The sequence below is a fragment of the Pleurocapsa sp. PCC 7319 genome (assembly GCF_000332195.1).
Lineage (GTDB): Bacteria > Cyanobacteriota > Cyanobacteriia > Cyanobacteriales > Xenococcaceae > Waterburya.
Window position 1 is genome coordinate 23,325 of record NZ_KB235917.1, and the last position, 26,248, is coordinate 49,572.

Here is a 26,248-nt window from a genome sequence, read left to right on the forward strand (position 1 = left end):
AATCTCCAGTGTCCTAAATTTCCCTTGCTTTTTTGGAGGGGGAATGAACGGTTACTTCCTTGTTAAGTGTCATCGAAACCTGCCGTCTGAGAGAGATTAATCCTTGGACTTACATAGCTGAAGTTTTAGCTCTGGCTCGAAAAGGTCTTTCTCCTCCACCATTTCCTGTTGGCAGTTAATTAATGGACATAGCGATCGCATCGCCAGTGTCCTAATTTTTCCTTGCTTTTTTGGAGGGGGGAATGAACGGTTACACCTACTTCCTTTGCCAATTTCGCTTTGTACTTCCAGACTACCGTTGTGAGCCAGAGCGATCGCCTTGGCAATAGCTAGCCCCAATCCAGAACCACCCTTACTCCTAGAGCGAGCCTTATCTACGCGATAAAAACGGTCAAAGATACGCTCTCGATCGCCTTTAGCAATGCCGATGCCTGTGTCGTGGATACTAATTACAACATCATTGTGTTCTTCTATCATACTTAAGGTTACTTTTCCCCCTGCTGGGGTGTATTGAATCGCGTTAGTTACTAAATTAGTAATTAAACGATATAGCTGAGTGCGATCGCCAAATATCTCTACAGGTTGAGATACTTTGATTTGGGAACTAAGCTCGATTTCTGAAGCCATCGCTAGGGCTGCTAAATCTTCTTCCACTTCAATAATTAAGTTTGCCAGAGCAATTTTTTCTCTTTTTTTATGGGAGGTCTTACTATTTATCTCACCATCAATACGACACAGAATTAATAGATCTGCTACCAAATAAGACAATCGCTTGTTCTGACGCACGATACTTTTTAGGGTATCTTTCGCTTTATCCTCAGATAGATTAGGTAGCATCAGATCCGATTGAGCAGTAGCTTGAATGGCTGCTAGGGGCGTTCTCAGTTCGTGGGCAGCATCGGCGGTAAACTGCTGCATCTGTTGATAGGATTGGTAAATTGGGCGGATGGCTAATCCCGACAACCACCAGCTAGCTACTGCTACCAGCAATACTATAAAAGGTATTCCTAGCAAAAGAGTTAATTTGACATTAGCAAGATAATTATCGAAATCTTCTAAACTTCGCCCGACTTGGAGATATCCCCAATTTTGACCCTGTTGAGTGTGTAAAAGAAAGGAAATTGCCAGGTAGCGAACCCCTTCAGGATCGGTTAGGGTTTCCCACTCTTGTTGATTAGACACCTGTGGTAATTCTGGCTGCATTCCTGCCACTGCGATCAGATCTTCCGATAGATCGAAGAGACGTAAATAATATTTATCTTGCCCGATTACCCCCAATCGTAACGATTGAAAGCGATCTGGATTATAGCAGCCTGTTTCTACAAGGCAGGTATTTGGCAATAGTTCTTTTACTTCAGGCTCTATTTTTCCTGGCTGTTCGAGAACGGGTAACAGACTGTCGTGGAGAGTTCCCGCGACCGATCTTAATTCTTGGTTAATAGTAATGCGATGGGCGTGGGCAACTGCTTCATAGAAGCCCAAAGCACAGACAAATAGGACTATACTCAGAATTGCTGCATACCAGCTAGCTAGTCGCCAGCGCGATCGCTCAAAAAGTCGGTTTTGCTTCACATCAAAAGGTTAATTCAAAGATTTCTTATTATGCTTAAGACTTGAAACGATAACCCAGTCCGTAAACGGTTTCTAACATCTCATCGCAGCCATACTTAGCTAATTTACGTCTTAGCAAATATACCTGGGCTGCCACTACATTACTGGGTGGTTCTGCCCCAAATTCCCATAAGCGATTCAACAATTGGTCGCTGGTAACGATTTGCTCGGAATGCTGCATGAAATACTCTAGTAACTGGAATTCCTTTTTTGTCAGCAATACCTGCTTTTCCCCCGACTCCTCTTGCAGCCAAAAGGTATTAGTAGCGTAATCTAGGCTAAGATTGCCCACCTGTAATCTTTTAGGTTGTAGTTGAGGAGTTCTTCTTTGTAAAGCCCTCATTCTTGCTAGCAGTTCGGGCATATCAAAAGGTTTAACCAAATAATCATCTGCTCCCGCGTCTAAGCCAGTTATTTTGTCCTCCATACTGTCTTTTGCCGTCAACATCAGTATGGGTAAAGGCTTTTGCTGCTGCCGAATTCGCTTGGTTAATTCTATTCCCGATATTCCAGGTAATAGCCAGTCAAAAATTCCCAGATGGTATTCCTTGAGCTTGAAGTAATCCCAGGCATCCAGTCCATCCACAGCCCAATCTACAACGTGATTGCTGCGGTCTAAACTCTGCTTGATAGCTGCCCCTAGGTCTGGCTCATCTTCAACTAGCAATATTCGCATACAGGACATTGGTTTTAGATTATCAATAGTGTTCGAGACAGACCTAGCTGCTCAAACCCATAAATATTTATTCTGGCACGAAGTTATTAAATAAGGATGAAAAAAACTTTTTTGGCTAACAAATATTTAATTTCATAGCGATTTAATTATCGTATGTAAAAGTTGCAATTAATCGATTATTACTTCTGTCACTCTACAAGCGAGAGATCGATTTACACCTCGTTTAACTAAAAGATCGATATTTTTTTGGTGTAAACAATTGCCAAAAACTAAATCTTCTTGTAGGTCTGCTCTAGTAAAAACGATCGATTGTAGTTAATTGTTGCAAGTAATATCATGTCTAAAAAAATATTTATCTCTTCGGTAATGGCTATTTCTACTATAGTTTTTGGAGCTAATTATTTAATTTTCAAACCTGTAAATGCAGTGGAACTACTCGACGGTAAAAAAGCTTTTGAAAGCGGGCTTCGTCTCACCCGCGCTGCTGCCACTTTTAGCAGTCGCAATAGTTCCTCAGCCAAATATCAATTTACGATTGAAGTTCCCGAAGACGCGGGAGAAGCTTTAAAGTCCGTCAAGATTACTCAGAAAGAAAACTCCGATACTGTGGTTTTCAAAGCAGATAAATCAAAAGCTTCATTGGGCAACAGTTTGGCAGGGGATAATATTCCTCTAGCTGCGGTAGGAGGAGAGTCTCAGCCTGGAGAAACCACCGTTGTTTTCGACACTCCTGTAGAGCCAGGAAATACAGTCACAATATCTGTCAAACCCAAGCAGAATCCTTCTATTGATGGAGTATATCTATTTGGCGTTACTGCCTATCCCACTGGCGAAAATAGCCCAGGTTTATATCTTGGTTCTGGTCGAATTCACATTACCGAATAGTTTTTCAAAAGAACGAGAGCGATCGCTTATTCATTACAATCTACAGCCAACTCAAGAGATTTCATACTGATTTAATAGTCTTGTGTAATCTTGTTTAAAGATACGACTTTAGCTGAAAACTTTGCCCATGACCGCAAATACTACAAAGAATCAAGGGTCAACGTCTGATGATAATGAGAACTTACCAGAAGATTCTCTAAAATCAGATCCCGCAACCGAAGAAGTTACGCACCCTTCAACTGTCGAACCAGAGTCAGTAACAGAAACCGCTCCTCAGCAGGAATCAGCCTCAAATTTTAAATGGGGAAAAACCCTTTTGGGATTAGGCGTTTTCGCTCTGCTGACAGGAAACATCCTGGTATTAACCAACCACCTCAAACCTTCTAGCTCAATGGCAGGGATGGAAGGAATGGATCATGGGGATATGTCTCACGATGAGATGATGGCGGTGGATGGTTCATTTAATCCTAATCCCGTGCGGGTAGAAACCGTCAAACCCCAGGTATTAGAAGCCAGCGTGAGCTATACGGGGACGATTAAACCCTATGAAGAAATTATGGTTTATCCTCGTGTAGCTGGACAATTGACCAACTACTCGGTTTATCCAGGCGATCGCGTTACCGCAGGACAGCCCATAGCTACTCTAGATGCTTCGGAGTTAACTACGGGTGTCGCCGAAGCAGCAGCCGAGGTTAGCACGATGGAAACCGACCTGGAGATGAGCAAGATTGAGGTAGACGAACAAAAAAGCGCGATCGCTCAGATTGAAGCAGATTTGGACTATCTTAACCTTAAAAAAGACCGTTTTGCTCGTCTGGTAAAGGATGGAGTTATTTCCCAAGATGAGTTTGATGTAGTCGATAGCGAAGTCAGAAGTAAAGAAGCTGCCCTCAAGCAAGCACGGGTAAAATTGGCGAGGATGGAAGCGATGGTAACTAATAACCGCGCCAAAATTAATCAAGCCAAAGCTAAAGTCGATACTGCCAAAGTGATGCAGGGTTACACCACTATTAATTCTCCTATTTCTGGTATCGTGCAGGAACGAAACGTCGATCCTGGGGTAGTAGTTCAACCCAGTATGGGCATCGTTAAAATCGGCAACTACAATCGGGTACGCCTACAGGCTAACGTCGCTCAAAGCGATGCCGTTAAGATTAATCCAGGGGCTACAGTAGTTGCTACTGTTCCTGGCAGTAACATGACCCCCATTAAAGGAAAAATTACCAGCATCTTTCCCCAAGCTAACAGTCAAACTCGCACGGTAACGGTAGAGGCAGTTATCGACAATCCCGACGGGCAATTACTTTCTGGTAAGTTCCTTGAAATGAAGATTGTTACCGCCCGTAAACCCAATGCCATTACTGTTCCTCAAGCTGCGGTGGTGGAATTTCAAGACCAGCCCTCAGTGTGGGTAGTCCAAGGAGATACGGTAACAGCCCAACCCGTAACCTTGGGAATGTCTACGGGAGACAGGGTGGAAGTAACCAGTGGTTTAGAGTCGGCACAGGCGGTAGTAACTTCGGGTCAAAATCGCTTGGTAGAAAATGCCCCCGTAGCGGTGATTAACCAATCCGAACAACCCATCGCATCTAATCAAGCTGCGACTCAAGATATTCAAATCCAGTTAGTCAGTCCCGATAATAACGAGGTAGCAATGGGTGATGCCCAACTGGTAATCGAAGTTAAAGATGCTCAAGGTCAACCGCTCGATGTTACAAACCTAGAGATGAGCGCGTCCATGCCGATGAAAAACATGGCACCGATGTCTGCCCCCGTAGAAGTCCAGCCCGCAGGTGAACCAGGTAAATTTAAAGCCGATACCTATCTCAGCATGAAAGGAGACTGGACGATTACCGCTCAAGTCAAAGACTCGAAAAATAAAGGCAAGCAAGAGTTTACCGTCAAAGTTCAGTAGCGACTCAAAGCCGATCGAGTTTTCCCCCAAGTCCATAACATCAACTATCCCAGCAGGGACAGTTTACCCATACAAATTTTTATCTACTAACTGAAATACCAACCATGAAAAAACTAATCTTAATTTTACTTCCCTTAAGTTTCTTAGCTTTCGCCTGTAGTCCTGCCCAAAGCGATACCAATGTTACTTCTACTGCCCCTACTGAAAAAGCACAAAATAAACAAGCCAATACCGCTACTGTAAATTTAGTCAGTCCCGAACCCCAAACAGAAATTCCTATGGGTGCAGCCGAGATGATTCTAGAAGTGGTAGATAGCAATGGCAATCCCGTAAAAGTAGAAAGCTTGGATGTCAGCGCAACTATGCCAATGGACGGAATGGAAGACATGATGGGCAAGGTAGAAGTTACCCCCGCAGAAGAACCAGGACGTTTTAAAGCTACTACTTATTTTGGAATGCAGGGTACTTGGAATGTAGTTGCCAGCGTGCAAGATCCTCAATATCAAGCGAACCAAGAATTTTCTTTTGAAGTCAAGTAGAAGATTAAGATCGGTAGCAGTAATTAATTTTCAATTAGCAGAGATTGTAATATAAATTCATTCTAGATTCGGATACTGAATCAGAAACAGATCTTATATCTCTGCTTTTTTGTTGCTTCAGAAATTGTCGAAATAATCAAAGTTATCGGTCAATAAACGAGTGTGTTGTCTTTGAACATAATTCTCGCAGTTTGCACTACAAAATTGGCAATCATCTTTTGGACAGATTAGCCTACCACAAGCGGAGCAATTGTTGTGTCTGCCGACAATTAAAGGTCTATGTCCACACTTACCTTTTTTCTCAACCCACCCACCACAGTAGGCAAGTATAGTAGTAAGAAATTTATCACTATGCTCTTTTTTACCCTGAAGTAAACCTTGTCCATTGAATTTAAACATTGTGAACTGGTCTAAATTGGCTATTTCTCTGTTTTCCCACAGAATTTGTAAAGTGTCACAAAAATTCCTGATAATATTCAGATGATCGTAGATTTTTAAAGGATGTATCTCTGACGAGTTTGCATAGATTAGATCTTTGTAATCTCTTGGAGAGTAAGTTTTGTCTTCTTTACTTAGATTCTTCAGAAAATGCTTTAAAAGTCCTAAGAAAAGATACGGTAACGAAATATTCTCTACAGGCACGTTAATAAAATTATTTATAAAATCTGATTTCCAAACAGGTACATGACTCTGCCATTTCTTCGGTATTCTTATTTTTGCAGCGATGAACAAAGGAAATACTTTTGCTTTTGTAATTCTTATATCCTCCCAATCAGGAATATCTGAATCTGACAGTGCTTTAAATTTAGATATTATTTTATGCTGTTCTACATAAAAACTATCATCATAATCAAACATCCAAGGTGGAAGGTATCTATTACTAGTTGAATTTCTTGATATATCAATTGATAATAATCTATCGCTAAAAACATCTTCTAAAGTTATTAGTGTTTTGTTATTTAGACTTCCTAGTACTACTGGATTGGTTACAGGAAAGTTAATATCACCAGCATCTTTCATGAACCTTGTTTGAAGATACGGAGATAAAACTGCTGTTATCAAGACATTACTACCTCTATTTTGCTTGAAAGCAGGTACACAAAATTCTGAATAGGTATCAGAATTAATTGTAGTGCGGGCATTCTTAACATCTATCAATAGATCTGAATTTAGTCTTATATCTCCTTTTATCCAAGTATTACTTTCTTGAGTTACTTGATGAGCAGCAGTATCTTCTACTGAATATCCTAGAGCTTTATAAAAACTAAATACAAGCTTTTCTGCACCACGAGCAGACATCATTCTTGCTAATTCAAATTCATTTATATTTCCATTTTGTTTTGGACACCAAATATCTATTAGACTCCAATCTAAATCATCAAACTGATATAACTCTTTGAATAAAATAGTTAATTCTTTTGAATATGGATATTCAGACTTTTCAAATTGAAAAATCAAATCAAAAAATGTTTGATAGTGTTCCTTTATTAACTTGATTTTGAGATCTTCTGGCGCGAAATCCCAAAAATCCCCCTTGTATTGTATATTTTTCTTGAGAAAATCTATTTTGCTCCAATACTGCGATCTTAATGAACTGTGTCCTTTTTCAATCCTATGGCTTAAATCATTCAGCAGTTCATGTTTTAAATTTTTATCTACTATCTCAATATATGTATTGATAAAATGGCAATACTTTGAAATATCGTAACTGTAAATTAAAAGTTTACATAACTCAGATGAGCTTATAAATAAATCTTCTGCTTCTTCAAATAAACTATCAATTACTTGAGGCTTATATTTATCATCTATCTCTTTGATTTTATTTATAAGAAAAGCAATCGATTCTTTTTTAGGTAAAGCTAGGGCGAGATTAGCAAATTTTTGATAGCGTTTTTTTATTAGCTCAATCTTGACATTTTCTGATGCGATATCCCAAAGATATCCTTCATATTCAATGTTCTGCTTGAGAAAATCTATTCTATTCCAATATTTTGACTTTTCGTCATTGCTTTCTTCTTTAATTTGACAAATTAACTCTTTCAACAATTCTTGTCGCAAATCTGCTGAGACTATAGAAAGATTATTGTTAATGAAGTCACAGTAAATTAAAGAATCGGTTATAGCCAGTTGATATCGTAGTTCTGCTGATAAACAAAATAGATTTTCCGACTTAGCTATTAAGCTTTTCAGTATTGGATACTTAATTGTATATTTAGATAGATTGTCAAGTTTTTTAAGCTTACTTAAAATAAATTCTACAGTCTCACATTCAGGTAGTTTTAAAGCATAATCAACAATAAATAGTTTATATATAGTAGATACTTGACTATTGGCACATTTTTCAATAATCGTCTCATCTTCATTTGTTATTTCAACTTTTTTTAGTGAGATAGCTTCATCTTTTTTATATACCAGATTGCGTTTACGGAAAAAGAATACTATATCTCCCGATTTCAAACTCTGTGAGGTTTCAATTCTTACATCTGGTATGTTTTCGGAATTAATGTACCCTCTACCATTTTTAAACCAATCAACTATTCCAACATGAGAGATGGGTTTTACATTATTTGCTTTTTTCCGACCATTGTTGCTTACGATAATTTCAAATTGGATATATACTCCAGACTCCAAAAGATGTTGTTCTTCAGTTAATACGCTTTTTTGATTGAAATATAATTCTTCTCCATATTCTGGCTCTATAGTAGTGAGAAAACCAAAATCATTCGCCTTTCCAGTTTTTTTATTTACGCCACCAAACCAGTTAACGATACCAACATTCATGAAATAGAATCCCCAAAAGTAGACTTGATATATTATTATTTAGCCCATTAAGCATGGAAAAATTACACTGCTATCTCTATTTTTAAGGCGATCGCCCCTCCAACAAAACCAATATTTCATAGTGATTTAATTTTCATGTGTCATTGTGGGTGGAAGTCAAGCAATTCAATCTGCCCAGAACTTCCACTTCATGAAAACCTTTTTCACTCGCTGGTCAATCCGTAACCCCGTAATTACTGTCGCTCTTTACATCGGGGTGCTAATCCTTTCTGTGCTTACCTTAATTGTTATCCCAGTGCGGATGATGCCTTACGTGCAGAGTCCACTGGTAGCAGTGATTACCCGAACTCCTGGCTCGTCTCCAATGGAGGTAGAAACCTATATCAGTAAGCCTATCGAGCAACGTATGACCGTTTTGGATGGGGTGCGTTTTGTGCGCTCTAGTTCCCAGCAGGATTTATCCCTGGTAACGGTGCAGTTTGCTTGGGGTGGAGATGTAGATAAAGCGGTTCGGGATGTCCAAAGCGTGATGAAATCGGCGGAAGGAGATTTGCCTATAGACGGAATCAATACTCGTTCCTATTGGGTGCTGCCCATCGATCCTCTTAATCGTCCCGTGCTGACTCTGGCACTCAAGGCTGAGGGATGGGATCGGGTGAAGTTACGGGAGTTTGCGGATAATAGCTTAGTCGATCGCCTGACAAACGTACAAGACGTACAGTCGGTTTTTATTACGGGTGGTTATCGCCGACAGCTACAGGTAATCGTCGATCGCCAGAAGCTAGCAGCCTATGGACTATCGATTCTTCAGGTTAGAGATGCGATCGATAATAATAATGTCAGTAAGGGTGCGGGAGTTTTAACCCAAGGAGACGAAGAAATCTTAGTACGTGCCGACGATCGCGCTCTTAATGCCCAGGTAGTGAGGAATTACCCCATTTTGGAAAGGGATGGGCAGATCGTTTATGTCCGAGATGTGGCACAGGTAAAAGATACCTACGAAGAGCGTCGCAGTGCCTATCGTTATAATGGCGAATCTGCTTTGGCAGTTAACGTGATTCAGAAACCCGACTCTAGTTCCCCCCAGGTAATTGCCAGAGTGAGAAAGGAACTGGAAAAAATTGAGTCACAGTATCCAGGGTTAGAGTTTGAAGAGGCTTACGATAATTCCTTCCTAGTTGAGTTAATCAAAGATAGCACTACGGGAGAACTATTAATCAGTGTGGCATTAGCGGGGTTAGTTATCCTGCTATTTTTGGAAGATTTTCGGGCAACGGCGATCGTCATGATTTCCATCCCCACTACCCTTGCTCTTTCCATGCTGCCCTTTATTCCCTTTTCCATGTCCCTCAACTCCTCTACTTTGGTGGGAATGATGATGGCAATTGGGAAACTGGTGGATGATTCAATTATTGTGATCGACTCGATCGATCGCAAACTCAAAGAAGGCAAAACGCCCCGACAGGCAGCTATTCAGGGTACGGAAGAAGTATTTTTGGCTAGTGCTGCTGCAAGCTGTGTGATGATTGCAGCCTTAATCCCCACCATCCTTTCAGGAGGTTTGACGGGGTTAATGTTTGCAGGGTTAATATTACCGATGGTGTTTGCTTTTATCGCTTCGTTGGTGGTTTCGATTACTCTAATTCCCCTGCTGGCAGCCTTTTTCCTCAAGCCTATCGGACAGCGAGAAGGAAACCGTCGGACATGGTTGCAATGGTTGTTGTCTCCCTTCCGTTTGGGTTTTGAGGCATTAGAGAAAGGTTACGGTTGGTTATTGAATATCTGTTTGAACAATCGCGAAATTACTCTAGCGATCGCTGCTGCCACCATTGTTTTAGCTTTTGCTCTCTATCCCCTAGTTCCCCAGGAGATGATGCCTCTAGGAGATTCGGGACAGTTTACCGCTACTATTGAATTGGAAGCAGGAGCATCTTTTGAGCGTACAGATCGGGTGGCACAGCAATTTGAAGCGATCTTGTTAGAACAGCCCGAAGTAGAAAAAGTATCTTCTAATGTGGGTTTCGAGATTACCCGCAACAGTACCTACTTTAGCGGTTACAGCATGGGTAGCGTCAACACAGCTTCCTCTGTTGTCACTCTCAAGGATTTAAACGAACGCGATCGCGATATCTGGCAAATTATGGATGGGGTAGAAGAACAAGCCCGTCGCACTATCCCTGGTTTACGGCGCATTGCCATCAAAGAAATGGGTGTAGATGTCATGGCAACTTCGGCTGCACCGATTCAAATCGCTGTATACGGGGAAGATTTAGATATACTTTATCCCCTAGCAGACAAGGTACTAGAGATTGCTAAAGACACTCCAGGGCTAGTTATGGCGCATACCAGTTCTTCTCTATCTCAACCCGAATATCGCTTGCAGATAGATCGCCGTCGCGCCCAGGAATTAGGCTTAAATATCGAAGAAGTAGCCGAACAAGCCCGTTATGCCCTCAATGGCGGTTTTACTCGTAGATACTATAACCGTCCTAATCTCAGACAGAATGATATCTTATATCAAGTTCGGTTGAATACTTAAATTAAGAATGAGGTCAAGTAATAAGCTCCTGAAGGACGCTTTGCGCCCCAAAATAAAGATGAGAAACCAAATTGGTAGACCAAGTATCATGATACGTGGAAATGTTTTCATCACAAAAAAGCCGAAGTTACAATGGTGCAACGAACGCCCGAGAATAAGCTTGGTTAGAGGAAAGTGGACAAATAAATTGGTGAAAGGAGAAAAAACCTTATCCCGTTGGAGAGAATGACAAGAGAAAACCATTCCTCATCGAAAACATTTCCCTATCAAGAGTGAGGGCAAAAAATGAAGCCAATTGGTCGAAGCCAAAAATCCCAGAAAAAAAGTAGCAAAAGACAGGAGCCAGAAATAAAAGTCATCAATCCGCACTCGGCGGGAATTGATATTGGCTCAAGAGAGCATTGGGTTTGTGTACCTATAGCAGCAACAGAATCTAATGTTCGTTGTTTTGGGTGTAGTACACCAGATTTACTAGCTCTGGCAAATTGGTTAAGTGAATGCGGTGTGACGAGTATTGCCCTCGAATCGACGGGAGTAGAATGGATACCTTTATTTAACATCTTAAGTCAGCATAACTTCCAAGTCTGTTTAGTCAATGCTCACAATGTAAAAACAGTACCAGGAAGAAAAAGCGATGTCCAAGATTGTCAATGGTTACAACAACTGCATAGTTATGGCTTACTTGCACCTTCCTTTATCCCCGAAGGAGAAATAACTGTACTGAGAAGCTATTTAAGACAACGAGAAAATTTGATTCAAGCTAGTTCGACTCATGTGCAAAGAATGCAAAAAGCTTTAACACAGATGAATTTGCAGTTGCATAAAGTCATTAGCGATCTTACAGGGGTGACAGGATTAAATATTCTGAGGGCCATTATTGCTGGGGAAAGAAATCCACAAACCTTAGCCAAATTAGCACACCGAAGAATTAAAAGTAGTCCACAACAAATTAGAGATGCCCTAACGGGTAATTATCGTCCAGAAATGGTTTTTATTTTGCATCAAGAATTATCTTGTTATCAATTTTATCAACAACAAATCGGATTATTAGAGGAACAAATCGAACAATGTCTCAGTAAATTGCCCTCCCAAACAAAAGAGACTCCGCCCCTAAATAGCCAGAAAAAGTGTCGTCGCTCAATCAAATCAGGGTTCGACTTACATTCTCATCTCTATCGTATTGCGGGAGTAGATTTTACCAGCATTGATGGTTTAAGTGTAGTCACAGTGCAAACCATCCTCAGTGAAGTAGGATTAGACCCGACTAAATTTAAGAGTGCTAAACATTTCAGCTCTTGGCTCGGATTATGTCCTGGTTGTCGGATTACAGGGGGCAAAGTTAAAAGTTCTCAGACTCGTCGAGTTAACAATCGAGCTGCAACAGCTTTTCGATTGGCAGCTCAAGCTGTTAGTCGTTCTCATTCAGCTTTGGGCGCATTTTATCGACGCATTCGCTCCCGTGCTGGCGCACCCAAGGCCATTACTGCTACAGCACACAAAATTGCTCGTCTATTCTATACTCTCTGGACAAAAAAAGAATCTTATCTCGATCGTGGAGCTGATTACTATGAACAAAAATATCAAGAAAGACTCATCAAAAATCTCAAGCAAAGAGCAAAATCCCTTGGTTTAGAAGTAGTTGAGGCATCTTCTACTTGATTTTAGTTTCTGGAGAGTAACAAGTAATAAGTTTTTTAGGTCTGCAATAAGCCTGTTTATTTCAATTAATTATCCGTACTTGATATTAGTCCGCTACCCCGAAAGCGATCGCGCTTACGGTCAGAATCTCGCTGCTACCTACATTACTACCCCCAACGGGCAGCAAGTACCCCTCAGTACCGTCGCTACTTTGAAGCGGGAATACGGGGCAACTCTAATCGAACACGTTAACGGCAAACGGGTAGTTTACGTTAATGGTTACTATCGTAAATCCAGTCCTGCTTCGATGGATCTATCAATGGCGATCGCGATGCGTGCGGGAGAAGAGTTAGATTTTCCTCCAGGCTACGGTTTAGACTCTATGGGTGACATGACCGATATGATGATTGAATTCGATCGCCTGCTTAAAGGTCTGATAGTTTCCATCATCTTGATTTACTTAATTCTAGTAATCCAATTTGGCTCGTTTATTCAACCCCTAGTCATGATGCTTTCAATTCCCCTACAGTTAATTGGGGTATTTGGCGCATTATTACTGGCTCAACAAACCCTTTCATCCGTCTCTATTCTAGGAATTATTATTCTTTCTGGTATTTCCGTCTCTGCTGCCATTCTGTTACTAGAATTAATCCTTACCAAGCGAGAAGAAGGAGTACCCAGAGCCGAAGCCATCCGCCAAGCTGCACCAGTACGACTTAAGGCAATCTCTATGACCACTTTGACAACTATGATTGTGATCGTGCGGTTGGCTTTTTATCCCGAAACTGGCATGGATGCTTATTCTCCCATTGCCACAGTAGTTTTAGGCGGGCTGACTGTTTCCACCCTGCTGACTTTAATCGTAATTCCCATCGTTTATACCTTTGTTGATGACATTACTCAGGGGTTGAAAGGGTTAGGTAGGAAGAAGAAACGTTCTTCTCGCAAACAACTTCCACAAGCATAGTCTTGACTCTCTAGTTAGCTAGAGAGTTACAGTAAATAAAGATGGTTTAATGACATCCAGACAATCATGAGCAAATCAACAAACCTTAAAATTGGCGAACTGGCAAAGCAAACAGGTCTAGCTGTGGGGACTTTACGCTACTATAGCGATATCGGACTTCTGCAACCAGTACAAAGAGGCGATAACGGCTATCGCTATTACAGTCAGAATGCCAGTAGGCAGGTAGAGTTTATTAAGAAAGCTCAGGCTATTGGCTTTACCCTCGAAGAAATCAAGACCATTCTCGATGTACGCGATCGCGGTGAGAAACCGTGTAATTTAGTGCAGGGCTTACTAGATAACAAGATCGAGCAGCTAGAGATTCAAATTAAGAAGATGAGCTTGTTCAAGCAGGAGTTAGAAGAATATCGCACAAGCTGGATTAATAACCCCAATCGCGAATCTGACTCTCAAGAAGTATGTCCCCTAATTTCCAGCGTTACATTAGATACTACTGCTTAATCTTCAGTAAATTAATCGATATTTTGTAGTTATTAATTCAAGATAAATCATGCGTTTTCAATCTTTAATTGCTCACAATGGAGTAGTCCATCAAAAATCTAATTCAGTCGAACAACCAAAACCATCAACTACTGAAACAAAAACAGTTACAGAGCCAAACGCTGATTCTCAAAATGTCGCACCTGAAGACAATTCTTCATCTAAAAAGCAAATAGTCGAAACTCCTGAAAATAAAACAGAAAACTCAACCACGACAGAAATACAAACTACACAAAGTTTGACTTCTGCTACGTTGTTTCCAGGGTTTGGAGAATCTATTTTTACTTTACTAATTGTTAGTCCATTTTTTCTATTTAGCTTTAAAAAATGGCTACATAGATAGGTTTCCCAAATTAAAACTTTGTCTATTTATTAAAAATGAATAAAAGCATAATTAAATATCTTTTTATAGGAATTGCTATTTATCTAATCAGCGTCAACTCAGTTTCTGCTCAACAACACCAACATAGCGAACAACATAACAATTTTCGTTCCCCTTACGTAGAGCAGTTAGACTCTCCCGTGCGTGGTTTGAGTTCTGAAGAAGTCGATAATCTGCTTAACGGCAGAGGTTCTGGCTATGCTCGGATGGCTGAACTTAACGGCTATCCTGGGCTGCGTCATGTTTTAGACTTAAGTTCTGAACTAAAGCTGTCTGCTCAACAGGAAACAGACATACAAGTAGCCTTCGAGCAGATGCAGTCTCAAGCCAAAACTATCGGCAAAACTATAGTCAGTAAAGAACAAGAACTTGGCAAGTCATTTGCTTCGGGAAAAATTACCAATACCGAACTAGAAAAACAAACTGAGGAATTGGCAACACTCTACGGAGAACTAAGAAATACTCACTTACAAGCGCACTTGAAAATCAACCCGATTTTATCTACCGAGCAGATTAAAAAATACAATCAACTGCGAGGATATGAAATAGCAAACTGAGACTAACTGACAATAGGTAAATATTTTCTTATGGCAATTAATAAAGCTCGTTTGCGTCACCTACATTATATTTTCGCCCCAATTATGTTTTTGCCAATATTCTTAACGGCAATTACAGGTTTGCTATTTCAAGTAGCAGTAATTACAGGTAAAGGAGAAGACTTTCTCTGGCTTTTGGAATTACATCGAGGCAAATTTGGCATTATCGATCTAGAGCTTATTTATCCTCTAATTAACGCTTTTGGTGTTCTATTTATAGCTATTACTGGAATCATAATGTGGCTGCAAATTAACAAGAAAGTCAAAAGACTGCACAAACAACAATAAATTTTGTTTGTTGAAGTAGCTTTTTTGTTGCTTAACTACTATATATTTCGATCTTGATAAGTGTTCAACAAAACGTCCGTATTAATAGACTCTGTACTAGCTGTTGCAGTACAATAATAAGCAGACTCTAAAACTGCGATCGTTTCTAACATTTCTAATTTTTCATTTTTCAGATTTTGTTCATTATTGTGGTTTAGGCAATCAAAGTCTAAAATACTGTCTTGTAGATGAGATAAATAAACTAAACCGAAAATAATGCTGCTTGGCTATGCCCGTGTTAGTACAAATGACCAAAATTTAGATTTACAACTCGACGCTCTGCGTTCGCATGGATGCGAACGTTTTTTTTCGGATGTTGTTAGCGGAGCAAAAGCAAATCGTCCTGGTTTGGATGAAATGTTAAAAAATGCTCGCGAAGATGATGTGATTGTAATTTGGAAATTAGATCGTCTGGGGCGATCGCTCAAGCATCTGGTTGAATTGGTAGCTGAGTTAAATGAACGTAAGATTGGGTTACAAAGTCTGAATGACCCCATTGATACTACTACCGCTCAAGGCAGACTGGTGTTCAATATCTTTGCATCCCTGGCAGAATTCGAGCGGGAGATAATTAGAGAGCGGACTAATGCGGGATTAGCTGCTGCTAGAGCTAGGGGTAGAAAAGGAGGCAGAAAACCAGGACTATCGGAGGAAGCACAAAGGAAAGCAAGAATTGCCGAGTCATATTACAAAGAGGGAATGCCAGTTAACCAGATTTCTAAGGACTTGAATATTTCCAAAGCCACTCTCTATAAATATTTGCGGTATCGTAAGGTGGAGATTAGCCAGTATCAAAAACAAACGTCTTAAGGTACTGACTAAATTTGTGCAACAAGCTGCTGCACAATTAGAATAAAACGCTTAGAGCTATGATTTTACAACTAACCAAGGGCTAACCAGTACGTGACTAATACACCAGTTCCCGATAATTACGATAACTTTCTGCGCTCCCTTAAAGAGCGTATCCGCACCGCTCAGGTTCGGGCAGCTTTAGCAGTTAACAAAGAACTGGTGCTGCTCTACTGGCAGATTGGCAAGGAAATTTTAGAAAGACAATCGCAAGAGGGATGGGGAGCTAAAGTTATTGGTAGGCTGGCAAAAGACCTCAAAGCTGAATTTCCTGAGATGAAGGGGTTTTCTAGCCGTAATATCAATTATATGCGAGCATTTGCCGATACTTATCCCGACGAGCAAATAGTGCAACAGCTTGTTGCACAAATTCCTTGGGGTCATAATGTCCGCATATTGGACTCGGTTAAGAGTCAAGATGAGCGGATCTGGTATATCCAACAAACTATTGAGAATGGCTGGAGTCGGGCAGTCATGGAACATCAAATTGAAACTAAACTATATCAGCGACAAGGAAAAGCAATTACCAACTTCGACCAAGCTTTACCTCAACCCCAGTCAGAGTTAGCACAACAAATCCTCAAGTCTCCGTACAACTTTGATTTCTTGAGTTTGGGCAAAGAAGCACAAGAGAGAGATTTAGAACGTGCCTTGATTGCTCATATGCGAGATTTTCTTCTGGAGTTAGGGGTTGGGTTTTCCTTTGTCGGCAGTCAGTATGCACTGAAGGTAGCGGAACAGGAATTTAGAATTGACCTGTTGTTCTATCATCTCAAACTCAGGTGTTTTATCGTTATCGATCTGAAGATGGGCAAGTTTGAACCAGCTTATTCAGGACAGATTAACTTTTACGTCAATGCAGTAGATGACTTGTTGAGACATCCTGATGACCAGCCGACAATTGGTCTAGTGCTTTGTAAGTCAAAAGAAAATACTATTGTTGAATACTCTCTACGCGGTATTAGTACCCCAATAGGGGTTTCTACTCACAGTATCGAACAGCTTCCAGAGCAGTTACAGGAGAGTTTACCAACGGTGGAACGGTTACAGCAGGAATTGAACGAAGCAGCAGCAGAGATTGAAGCCAAGTCATCAAATTCCGAAGAATAGGAGGTAGCAGCATGATAGAGGTCAATCAAAGAGAAGAAAGCAGTGGTAATGTTTTTGCCGATTTAAACATTCCAAAGCCATCGCTTTATCTGGCTAAAGCACAATTAGCCCATCAGATTTGTGAGATAGTTCGGGAGCGAAACTTATCTCAAGTTGAAACTGCTGAGATACTAGGCATCGATCGCGCTCAAGTGTTAGCTCTGACTAAAGGTAATCTAGATGGGTTTAACTGCGATCGCCTGTTTATGTTTTTAAATTTGTTAGGTCTCGATATTAAAATTACAGTCCGTCCCCACACTGACTCAAATCGAGAAGCAGAGATTAGAGTTTGCTAAGGAATGGTTATTGCTAAATCAAAAAGCACTTTTGGAAAAAATAAATTATAATCTTCAGTTTAGAAAGATATTGAGTGTTTGACTGAAAATTATCGATATTTATGGAAGATATCACTGGTATTGGAAAACTAGCAGAGCAGCTACCAGAGTTAACAAAAGAATTGAGAGAAATAATTGTCAAAATTGTAGAACCAGGAGCAGAAGAATTAGGCTTAATATTCGGTGACTATTTTAGAAGAGTTAGAACTATAAATTTAATCAAAGGTCTGAAAAAGACGCAAAGAATATTAGGCAGATCTAATCTACCAGCGCAATCGTTTCAAACTAAAGTTGTACTCCCCATTTTGGAGGGTATGTCTCAAGAAAACAATGAAAATTTACAGGATAAATGGGCTAGATTACTTGCTTCTGAGATATCTGGTGTTAGCATTCGTCCGAGATATGTTCAGATTTTATCAGCATTGACACCCTTAGATGCAAGTGTATTAGACACCATTTATCATAATGATTCTGAAGCTATTGTTCATCGAACAGAACCAGTGGCAGAGTTCTATAAATTAGAAATTTTAGAAAGAGACATTGAAGAAGATTCAATAGCAGTTCCTTATATCAGAAAAAGAGGAGCGAAGAAGTTTAGGAAAGTAAGTAAAATATATAATGCTAGTCAGGTTTTTTCTGTATGCAAATCTGTTCATATATCTGAATGTATAGATGCTCTTTTAGAGCAGTCTTTGTGTACAAAGGCGGAGTCAATTTTTTGTGCAGAGATGATTAATGGAAAACCACACGTTACAGAATATTCGGCATATTTAGTTACTTTGAGAACCTTAACCCGTAATTTTATGCGTGCTGTGAATTTCTCCTCTTAATTTTATATTTAATAGTTGATGTCAGGTTTTTCTGATGTATTTACTGAGGGCGATTTGCAAGATCATTAGCTATATTTTCACACAAAGTATTAGCTCCTTCAACATCTTTAGAGTGTAAATATTCTAATATTCTTTTTAAATCATTTAATCTTGATTGTTTGCCGAAAAACCATGAGCGTTCTGACTCCCATGAATTGGCTAAAGTTTTAACTAAAAGTATCCCCTCTCCAGACCATAATTTATCCAAAATAGTTAAATCTTTGGATCAGGGCTATTTCATTCTAGGTGATATTGTAATTGTGGTAGTGTAAATAAACTAGAAAAGTGAGTGAAATAGCGATAATAGAAGCATTCTCTCGAATGCCAGATCGTAGAAGAAAACAGGGAACAAGGCATTCATTACAATTATGTTTGGCTCTGTTTACACTGGGGGTGACAGCAGGCAACCAAGGCTTTCTTGCGCTCGGAGATTGGCTAAAATCGTACAGTGAAGAATTAAAAGAGTTATTTGAAGTCAGAAGAATCCCTTCTTACAGCACAATTAGGAGAGCATTATTAAATTTGGATTACGAGGAGTATTCAGCTAGATTAGCAAGTTTTTTTGAAATCAAACCGTTAGCAGGTGAGACTTTGGCATTGGACGGAAAAGTGTTAAAAGGCTCATACTTACTTTCGTCAGACAACCCTCATTGTGAGCCACACAAGGCAATCACATTAGTTACGGCTTACCTAGTTGAAAGAGGACTAATCCTAAGACCAGAAAAAGTTAAAAACAAGAGTAATGAAATTACCGCAATACCCAAATTTATTGAGGCTTTAGCCGTTGAAGGGGTAGTTTTTGCATTTGATGCAATCAATACACAAAAAAACTATTGAAACAATTATCAATAGCGGAAATCACTATCTTGCTGCTGTCAAAGGAAATCAACCCAAACTAGATCAAGCTGTAAAAACGAAATTTGTCGAACATGACAGTTTTTACAATATTTTTAAAGGTCACGGAAGAATCGAAAAACGCAGAGTTAGTACTGCTTACTTAGATTTGAAGTTGCCTAAATGGTCGAGTATTAAAACGCTCATTAAAGTAGAATCAGAACGCCAACTCAAGTATAAAACGGAGTTTAGTACCAGATACTATATCTCTGATTTGACCGAATCAGCCTTCGAGTTTTATCAAAGAATTCGTGGTTATTGGGGTGTAGAAAATAAAGTTCACTATGTTCGCGATGTTACTCAAGGAGAAGACAAATCTAGAATTCGTACCTTACCATTACCTCAGATTTTAGCGATCGCACGTAACTTAGCTCTCAATTTATATCGAGATTCTGGATTTGACAATATGGCTCAGGCACAACGTAAATGCCAATTCAGTTTAAAACAGATTGCTTCTCTTTTTAGAATGAAATAGCCCTGTCTTTGGATAGCTTTTTAAATAAAGTTTTTCTGAAAGATTCATACCCTAGACTACTTCCTATTGAAAACACTTTTCTTCTTGAAGCATGATAAGAAAGTATTGAAGCATCAAAACGATTAAAAAACTTAGTTAATAGCTGGTCTACTCGATTATTATCTTCGACTTTTATCTGAAAAACTCTAGTTAAAAGTTCTATTAACTCTTCCCAGCTTCGCTCTATGTCTCCCAATATAGTAAGCTCTGATTCACTATAACTGCGATAACTAGAAAGGAAATCACCAATGGTATATGCTATATCCTTTATATGTTTATCTATATCTGTTTCTATTACATCGATCTTAAGCACTCCTATTCGGAGTTTATATATGATGTTATCAACTAGAATAAAATCTCTTAGATTTAGTTTGTCAATTTGAGAAAATATCCGATTAATTCGAGAAGACATTATTTGAGTTGATGACCCAATAAGCAAAGATATTAAAGTTTCTTGTGCTGGGTAAATTATTTTGTTTCCATAGTCATATTCCCTGTCTTTTTCTTCTCGTAAATATTTGCAATGTTCGTATAATCTAACTCGTTCATATAACAAAGCTGACAAGACATTTTCTCTAGCTTCAATAATTATATCTGGTGAGTTTTTGTTGCTAGATTCAGCATTTATCACGGGAGCATATGCTGCGATCGCAAAACTCCAATCAATATTGTTTTTCAAATATTTGGGAAGTTCTTGGTAAAAAGGTTCAAGATTATCAGGAGTCCAACTGAAGATATCTGTAATATGTATTTCTGGAAGTAAATCGTCAGTAAATTGCTGCTCTAATGTATCCCAGGCTCTGTTAATTTCCATATCGCAGTTAGCATCGGACAAAGAACGAGTTAGACAGATCAATCGTGAGATGAGTGGAATAGCCTGAATTATTCTTTGACAAATTAGACTAGAAACTTCCCACTCCTCAAGCAAAGAAGCCATAAAAATACTAGTATTTTTATCTCTTACTCCAATCAGACAGCGAAAAATAGTATTAGAATTGCTATTTATATTTTCAGTTTTTATCAGCAGCCTTGGTGCTGCATTAGCCATAAATGCAGAAGCATCTAAATCATAATTTTGACAGCGTTCATGGTAGTGTAAAGACACTGGAAAATCTAATAGAGTTTCGGTTACAACTTTGTATATTTCGTCTAAATTCTCATTTTCAACATCAGAATAAAACTTCAAAACCAGAGCTAATGCTGCCCAAAGAGTATCGAAAAACTTTTCCTCATCTAAGTTTTCTTTCAACTCGCTAAGTTCTTTTTCATTTGTCAGAAAGTTGACTAGTTCTTCTTTTGGGATTTCTTCTATAGATAATTTTCCTTCTAAAATCTGCCTACACTTAACGGCAAAGCCCATTTGAAATAGTTGATACCGTGCTGCTTTCGCTTCTGCTTCTGCTTTTGGATCTTCAGGCAAAGTTCCAATAAAGCGAAAATAAGTATGTCCTTTCTTGTTTTGCTCTTCTTGCCAGTTAGTTAGCTCAAATTGTTGCCTAAATTTGCGAGCATAATATTGATTACATTCGGGAATGAGATTTAGCTGATAGTTATCCCAATCCTTTAGAATTAAATCAATTATTTTAGTCTCAAATACTTCATTTAGAAGCAAGTGAAGTGCTATTGAGCTGAGAGAGGTGTTTCGATGAGGCATTCGATGAAAGTCAAGAAGCTCTTGATATTCTTTTTCAGGCAAGCAGCTATATGCTCTTACATCATCAAAACCAAAATTTTGACCATGATCTCTTTGCTCATATTCATACCAGGTTAATAGCTGCAAAGACGATATTATATGAAGTCCGCTTAATTAGTTCTAAAATTAATTGAAGCTATCAATATGACATAAATCAATGCCCAGCTCCCTCAAATTAAAATCTCATCTGAGTTTAGAAGAACTAAAACAACGTTATCGAAACAGTTGTGACTCAGTAGAACGTTCTCATTATCAAATCATATGGCTTTTAGCTAGTGGCAAGACTGTAGCAGAAGTAAGTAGTATTACCAACTATAGTACAAAATGGATTTATAAGTTAGCTAGTCGCTATAACCATTTAGGAGAGGAAGGGTTAGGCGATCGCCGACATCAAAATCAGGGGAATAAACCTTTGCTAGATGATGTGCAGTTAGCTCATTTGTGGCAAAGATTACAAACCCCACCAGTAGATGGAGGTTTATGGAATAGTCGTAAAGTGGCAGACTGGATGTCGGAGCTTTTAGAACGTCCCGTGAGTAAACAAAGGGGATGGGAATATCTTAGAGGGTACGAACTCAGACTCAAACAACCGAGACCAGCTCATACTGAATCAGACCCTTTTGAGCAAGAAAAATGGAAAAAAAACTTCAAAACAGATATCAAAAACTATGCCGAGATAATCCCCAGGCCATAGTAGAACTATGGACTATGGATGAACACCGTTTGGGATTAAAACTAATTCCAAGACGAATTTGGGCAGAAATTGGCGAAAATCTGACAGCAGATGTTAATTGGAAGTATCAATGGCTCTGGTTGTATGGTTTTGTAGCTCCCCAGTCAGGAGAAACTTACTTTTGGATTCTTCCCTATGTCAACAAAGAGTTGTTTTTACAAGTTTTAGAAGATTTTGCGCGAGAGTTTAATCTTGGTGAAAGTAAACAGATTCTGTTAGTTTTGGATGGGGCTGGCTGGCACGTCAGCAAAGAAATTACTCAAAATTTACCATTAGGTTTACATCTGGAATTTCTCCCTCCTTATTCCCCTGAATTACAGCCAGCCGAAAGACTGTGGCCGATAGTAGATGAGCCTCTGGCTAATCGTAGCTTTACTAATTTGGAGCAATTAGAAGAAATCTTGTACACCAGATGTCAAGTCATTTTGCAACAACCAGAATTGGTCAAAGGAATTACTAATTTCTCTTGGTGGCCACAGTCTAGTTTAGCAACAGCCGTTTAATTAGAACTAATCAAACGGACTTCATATTAGAGGTAGCAAAGAGCTAGTGAGAAGGTGCATCTCTTTTTTAGCGAGGGATACTAAAACACCTAACATTGCTACAGTATCAGCTTTATCGAAAACAAGCTCAATTGAACTTTTCAGCGATTCATCGTCAGGACGTTCGTATAGCCAGCCCTCTAAGGTCATTAAAAGACAGGCAAGAATGTCAGGCGACCATGTATATTTGCGATGCCAGTAAAGAGAATGCCGACCGCCCTGAAAACATTTTCTGTCGTTATTAATCAATAGCTCTACTTGATTGATATCAGTTTTGGGCATTCCTTCGGTTTCATCTTTATCCCAGCGATTTTTTTGCCAATAATTGTTAGCTACCTGACATAAAGTAGAAACCACTTCAATACCTAATTCTTCATTGAGATTAAGAAGAGAGAGAAGAGGTAAAAACTTAAAAGTGCAAACATCAAGACATGAAGATCCTGCTGTTCCCAAATCATCATCAAAAATAGAAGAGCGTTCGGCTAGTGGAAAACGATATTCTGGCTCTGCAATGGTAAGAGCTAAAAGTATCTCCGCTCCGAGTTCTGGATTTACTCTGACAATGGCATTGAGATAAAGACCATTAGTTGAAAGCATAAATCTACGAAAATCGTTCTTAACTTCTCCCTTAGCCCCTTTGGGATGAGAAAACTCAAGTGTTCCCACAATGTCCTTATACATCCAATGCTGTCTTGTCGGTGGTAGCTGTGTTTTGGGTGTTAATTCACGACCTGCCAAAGCCTTTAGTAACCAAGCTGCATCATTGGGAAGATGAATTAGAGAAAATACAATACATTTATATGTTGCTGAAGAATCTCCTAACCGTAATCGTTCTTCTCTATCTGTATCGGGAAATAAAATATATTTTGCTAACTTGAAAATGAACTTAGCAATTTCTGCACGGTGCGGTAATCTTATTGCTGACTTTCCCCAATTCAACCAAGCTTCCGCTATTTTGAAAATTAAACGGTTTTCTGATGCTAGAATTTTCATCTCCAAAGATAAAATCCACTGCCATGCTGGTATCCAAAGATGAGCGCGAGGAGTTCCAGGATTTTCCTCTAAGAAAGCTATTCTTGCTCCTGGGGAGAGACTTTTTGTAATTTCTATATATTCTGAGTGTGGCAGAGTCGCAATAGCAATAAGACGCGAGCAAAGTTGTTCTAACAAAAAAGGAATTTGTTCCTCAGAAAAACTATTTAGCAGAATTTTTACCCGCCCACTTAAGATTGCACCATCTATCAGTAGCTTGATTAGTTGCTTATGTTCGCTCTCGATAGATTCCTGTAAAAATTCTTGCCAGATTTCTGTTTCGTCGGATTCTATTGCAATGTAAAGAGCAAACCATCTCATTGGCTGCGACCACAAAATGTTACTCTGCATTTCTGCTAAGTTTTCTGTCTCTAACTCACGTCTTTTTGACAAAAGATAATGAAATCTAGCGCAGTCGCCTACAAAACGGTGCGTTAAGGAGATCCGTTCTTCAGCAACTCGAAGACAATCTCGACGAGCTAGAGTAGTTAAGGTTTTGGGATTGATATCGCTATCATATATTGCTACATCAGGCGCAAATCTCTCTGCCAACAACTGAGATATCTTGATTAAGATATGATGGACTTCACTTGATTCTCGACCATTACCTACCTGATTGCGCCAAAACCAATTCAATAAATCTAGGTCGGTTTGAAAATTAGAAGTATCTACTTCTTCTGTTTGAGCTTTGCGAACAAGCCAGTCAAGAAGTTTAAAATTCAAAGCTGAACCGAATTGTTCGGAACGCTTTATAAGCTCTGTAATGCTTTTAGGTAAATTATCTATAGAAGATATTTCTTCAAAGGGAAGTTGTGGTAACTCGACCATCCCAATAGATGGTTGTCTATCAAAACGGGCAGCGATTTGTTCTTGAATGTATTGTTCGGTATCAAGATGCGTGACGAAAACAAAACGAACATTAGCAGGTGCATCGCCAGAGATGGTATTTTGCAGTAGATTTAGTAAAGAATCTAAGGATTGCTGATTAGCCTCATCGACATCATCAACAAATACTATTACGCGATCAATAATACGGGCTGCCAGTAACTCATCAAAACGTCTCAGATCCTTACTTAAGACCGCATTAGAATCATCTTCAAAAATCGCCACGTCATCAGGGCGTAAAAATAAGCAAGTATAGTCTTGAAAAGTTTCTTGGATGCCAATTTTACAGAGAGCTGATTTCCCCGAACCAGAAGAACCACTCAATAAAGTTATATGATTTGATGATATTGAGTCTTGGAGCTGAGAAAGCTCGCTTGTTCTAGATAATTTAAACCGATCTGCGATCGCATAGCGAATTGCCCTTAATCGATATCGCGAACGACTAAATATGCGTACGAGAGTAGTCTGAAATGCTTTTAAACTAGCATCATGTGTTAATTCTCTCCAGACGAGGGTACTTGCAGCTTCAGGAGATAATCCCGAACCTAATTGCAGCAGATAACCCAACCATCTGCTAATAACTGTACTGGTATCTTCATCTCGTCCAAGAGCTTCTAATTCTGTTGTTAAATCCTCTTTTGGATTGGGAACTATTTCCCAGCGAACACGAGACTTAAACTCTTTAAGCAGTCGAGTTCGATCTTTATACTTTCTAGTTCCCCAACCATCAATAGCTTTGCCAGGATCATTTTCATCCGAATCTTCAAATTTCCCAGAAACTACAAAATGTAAATGTTCGACTAAATTGGGTGTATGTAGCAATGCTAGATTGAAAATTTCCCAGAGTTCTTCAAGTGCTTTTGCAATAGCAGGTTTAGAGAGAGTTTGTTTAACTTGTGTCAGAGTTACTACTAAACCAGATTCAGCAATATCAGAAATAGCTTCAGTTAAAACTGTTTGAATAACGTCGGGATTCCCTCTTTCAGCTTCGGAAACTTCTTGCCATCTACGGACTAATTTAAGTAATGTCAGAAGAAACTGGTGTTCAAAGCCACTTAAAGCAAGCAAACCCCCCTCTGCACGAGCAGTCTGTTGTTCTTCCCATACATTTTTCAACTCATCAAATTGAGAGACTAAAGCAGAAGTAGGAAGATTTAATGATGTTTGTTCTGGTATCTGCTCTTGAAATTCTTCTGACAATAGAAAACTTAGTATATTATGTCTATATCTTCACAAGCATAACCGATAGAAATAGGAAATAGAAAGTTGGGATAGTGGGATGGAAATTAATAGTAATCAATTACAGCACAACGCGAAAACGATTTAGATTTAATGGACAATATTTTTGGCGTTGGGT

19 protein-coding genes and 3 pseudogenes are annotated in these 26,248 nt (G+C 39.3%); 16 read left to right on the top strand and 6 right to left on the bottom strand.

Annotation, left to right across the window (positions count from 1 at the left end; translation table 11 throughout):
• Positions 1-96: 96 nt before the first annotated feature.
• Together rppB and rppA are read right to left on the bottom strand one after the other, a co-directional pair.
• Positions 97-1,572 carry a two-component system sensor histidine kinase RppB gene (gene rppB, locus PLEUR7319_RS0100525; RefSeq protein ID WP_019503245.1) on the bottom strand — a complete coding sequence of 492 codons (1,476 nt, stop codon included), beginning with the start codon at positions 1,570-1,572 and terminating at the stop codon, positions 97-99.
• A gap of 34 nt (positions 1,573-1,606) precedes the next feature.
• Positions 1,607-2,287, bottom strand: a complete 681-nt coding sequence (gene rppA, locus PLEUR7319_RS0100530; protein ID WP_019503246.1) for a two-component system response regulator RppA — start codon at positions 2,285-2,287, stop codon at positions 1,607-1,609.
• Between the two features lie 336 nt (positions 2,288-2,623).
• Here rppA and PLEUR7319_RS0100535 point away from each other — a divergent pair, with 336 nt between their 5' ends.
• The 3 genes from PLEUR7319_RS0100535 (at position 2,624) to PLEUR7319_RS0100545 (ending at position 5,626) form a co-directional block, all read left to right on the top strand.
• The gene (locus PLEUR7319_RS0100535) at positions 2,624-3,172 is read left to right on the top strand and encodes a DUF2808 domain-containing protein (protein WP_019503247.1); all 549 of its coding nucleotides are present in this window, start codon (positions 2,624-2,626) and stop codon (positions 3,170-3,172) included.
• Between the two features lie 127 nt (positions 3,173-3,299).
• A complete protein-coding gene (locus PLEUR7319_RS0100540; RefSeq protein WP_019503248.1) occupies positions 3,300-5,087 on the top strand; it encodes an efflux RND transporter periplasmic adaptor subunit in 1,788 nt (595 codons plus the stop codon).
• A 104-nt stretch (positions 5,088-5,191) separates the two neighbouring features.
• A complete protein-coding gene (locus PLEUR7319_RS0100545; RefSeq protein WP_019503249.1) occupies positions 5,192-5,626 on the top strand; it encodes a FixH family protein in 435 nt (144 codons plus the stop codon).
• Positions 5,627-5,743: 117 nt separating this feature from the next.
• Here the strand turns inward: PLEUR7319_RS0100545 and PLEUR7319_RS0100550 are convergent, their stop codons facing one another.
• Complete coding sequence (locus PLEUR7319_RS0100550; protein WP_019503250.1) at positions 5,744-8,407, bottom strand: hypothetical protein; 2,664 nt, start codon at positions 8,405-8,407, stop codon at positions 5,744-5,746.
• 190 nt (positions 8,408-8,597) lie between these two features.
• Between PLEUR7319_RS0100550 and PLEUR7319_RS0100555 the strand changes: the two are divergent.
• From PLEUR7319_RS0100555 to PLEUR7319_RS0100610, 11 genes and pseudogenes are all read left to right on the top strand, one after another.
• A pseudogene (locus PLEUR7319_RS0100555) lies at positions 8,598-10,922 on the top strand (efflux RND transporter permease subunit); the annotation flags it as partial.
• A gap of 309 nt (positions 10,923-11,231) precedes the next feature.
• Positions 11,232-12,605 (top strand): IS110 family transposase, encoded by a 1,374-nt coding sequence (locus PLEUR7319_RS0100565; RefSeq protein ID WP_019503253.1) that lies wholly within the window; start codon positions 11,232-11,234, stop codon positions 12,603-12,605.
• Positions 12,586-13,551 (top strand): efflux RND transporter permease subunit, encoded by a 966-nt coding sequence (locus PLEUR7319_RS0100570; RefSeq protein ID WP_071592892.1) that lies wholly within the window; start codon positions 12,586-12,588, stop codon positions 13,549-13,551. Before PLEUR7319_RS0100565 ends, PLEUR7319_RS0100570 begins: the two co-directional genes overlap by 20 nt.
• Positions 13,552-13,617: 66 nt before the next feature.
• Entirely contained in the window at positions 13,618-14,052 is a 435-nt protein-coding gene (locus PLEUR7319_RS0100575; RefSeq protein WP_019503255.1) for a heavy metal-responsive transcriptional regulator, read from the top strand.
• A gap of 49 nt (positions 14,053-14,101) precedes the next feature.
• Positions 14,102-14,434 (top strand): hypothetical protein, encoded by a 333-nt coding sequence (locus PLEUR7319_RS0100580; RefSeq protein WP_019503256.1) that lies wholly within the window; start codon positions 14,102-14,104, stop codon positions 14,432-14,434.
• 35 nt (positions 14,435-14,469) lie between these two features.
• The gene (locus PLEUR7319_RS33650; RefSeq protein ID WP_019503257.1) at positions 14,470-15,030 is read left to right on the top strand and encodes a Spy/CpxP family protein refolding chaperone; all 561 of its coding nucleotides are present in this window, start codon (positions 14,470-14,472) and stop codon (positions 15,028-15,030) included.
• 30 nt (positions 15,031-15,060) lie between these two features.
• Positions 15,061-15,357, top strand: a complete 297-nt coding sequence (locus PLEUR7319_RS0100590; protein ID WP_019503258.1) for a hypothetical protein — start codon at positions 15,061-15,063, stop codon at positions 15,355-15,357.
• A 255-nt stretch (positions 15,358-15,612) separates the two neighbouring features.
• Positions 15,613-16,206 carry a recombinase family protein gene (locus PLEUR7319_RS0100595; protein ID WP_019503259.1) on the top strand — a complete coding sequence of 198 codons (594 nt, stop codon included), beginning with the start codon at positions 15,613-15,615 and terminating at the stop codon, positions 16,204-16,206.
• Positions 16,207-16,299: 93 nt separating this feature from the next.
• Positions 16,300-17,355, top strand: coding sequence for a YhcG family protein (locus PLEUR7319_RS0100600; protein WP_019503260.1), 1,056 nt, complete (start codon positions 16,300-16,302; stop codon positions 17,353-17,355).
• Between the two features lie 11 nt (positions 17,356-17,366).
• On the top strand, positions 17,367-17,690 hold the full coding sequence (locus tag PLEUR7319_RS0100605) for a helix-turn-helix domain-containing protein (RefSeq protein ID WP_019503261.1): 324 nt from the start codon (positions 17,367-17,369) through the stop codon (positions 17,688-17,690).
• Positions 17,691-17,791: 101 nt separating this feature from the next.
• On the top strand, positions 17,792-18,559 hold the full coding sequence (locus tag PLEUR7319_RS0100610) for an Abi-alpha family protein (RefSeq protein ID WP_019503262.1): 768 nt from the start codon (positions 17,792-17,794) through the stop codon (positions 18,557-18,559).
• 40 nt (positions 18,560-18,599) lie between these two features.
• Here the strand turns inward: PLEUR7319_RS0100610 and PLEUR7319_RS0100615 are convergent, their stop codons facing one another.
• The gene (locus tag PLEUR7319_RS0100615) at positions 18,600-18,806 is read right to left on the bottom strand and encodes a hypothetical protein (protein ID WP_019503263.1); all 207 of its coding nucleotides are present in this window, start codon (positions 18,804-18,806) and stop codon (positions 18,600-18,602) included.
• A 113-nt stretch (positions 18,807-18,919) separates the two neighbouring features.
• On the opposite strand from PLEUR7319_RS0100615, the pseudogene PLEUR7319_RS43320 reads away from it, so the two are divergent.
• A pseudogene (locus tag PLEUR7319_RS43320) lies at positions 18,920-19,967 on the top strand (ISAs1 family transposase).
• Here the strand turns inward: PLEUR7319_RS43320 and PLEUR7319_RS0100630 are convergent.
• Positions 19,954-21,786: a hypothetical protein gene (locus tag PLEUR7319_RS0100630; protein WP_019503266.1), complete on the bottom strand. Its 1,833-nt coding sequence runs from the start codon at positions 21,784-21,786 to the stop codon at positions 19,954-19,956. The pseudogene PLEUR7319_RS43320 and the gene PLEUR7319_RS0100630 overlap by 14 nt on opposite strands.
• Positions 21,787-21,856: 70 nt before the next feature.
• Between PLEUR7319_RS0100630 and PLEUR7319_RS39845 the strand changes: the two are divergent.
• Positions 21,857-22,935 (top strand): annotated as a pseudogene (locus tag PLEUR7319_RS39845) (IS630 family transposase).
• A 21-nt stretch (positions 22,936-22,956) separates the two neighbouring features.
• Here the strand turns inward: PLEUR7319_RS39845 and PLEUR7319_RS0100645 are convergent.
• Positions 22,957-26,091 carry an AAA family ATPase gene (locus PLEUR7319_RS0100645; protein ID WP_019503269.1) on the bottom strand — a complete coding sequence of 1,045 codons (3,135 nt, stop codon included), beginning with the start codon at positions 26,089-26,091 and terminating at the stop codon, positions 22,957-22,959.
• Positions 26,092-26,248: the final 157 nt, after the last annotated feature.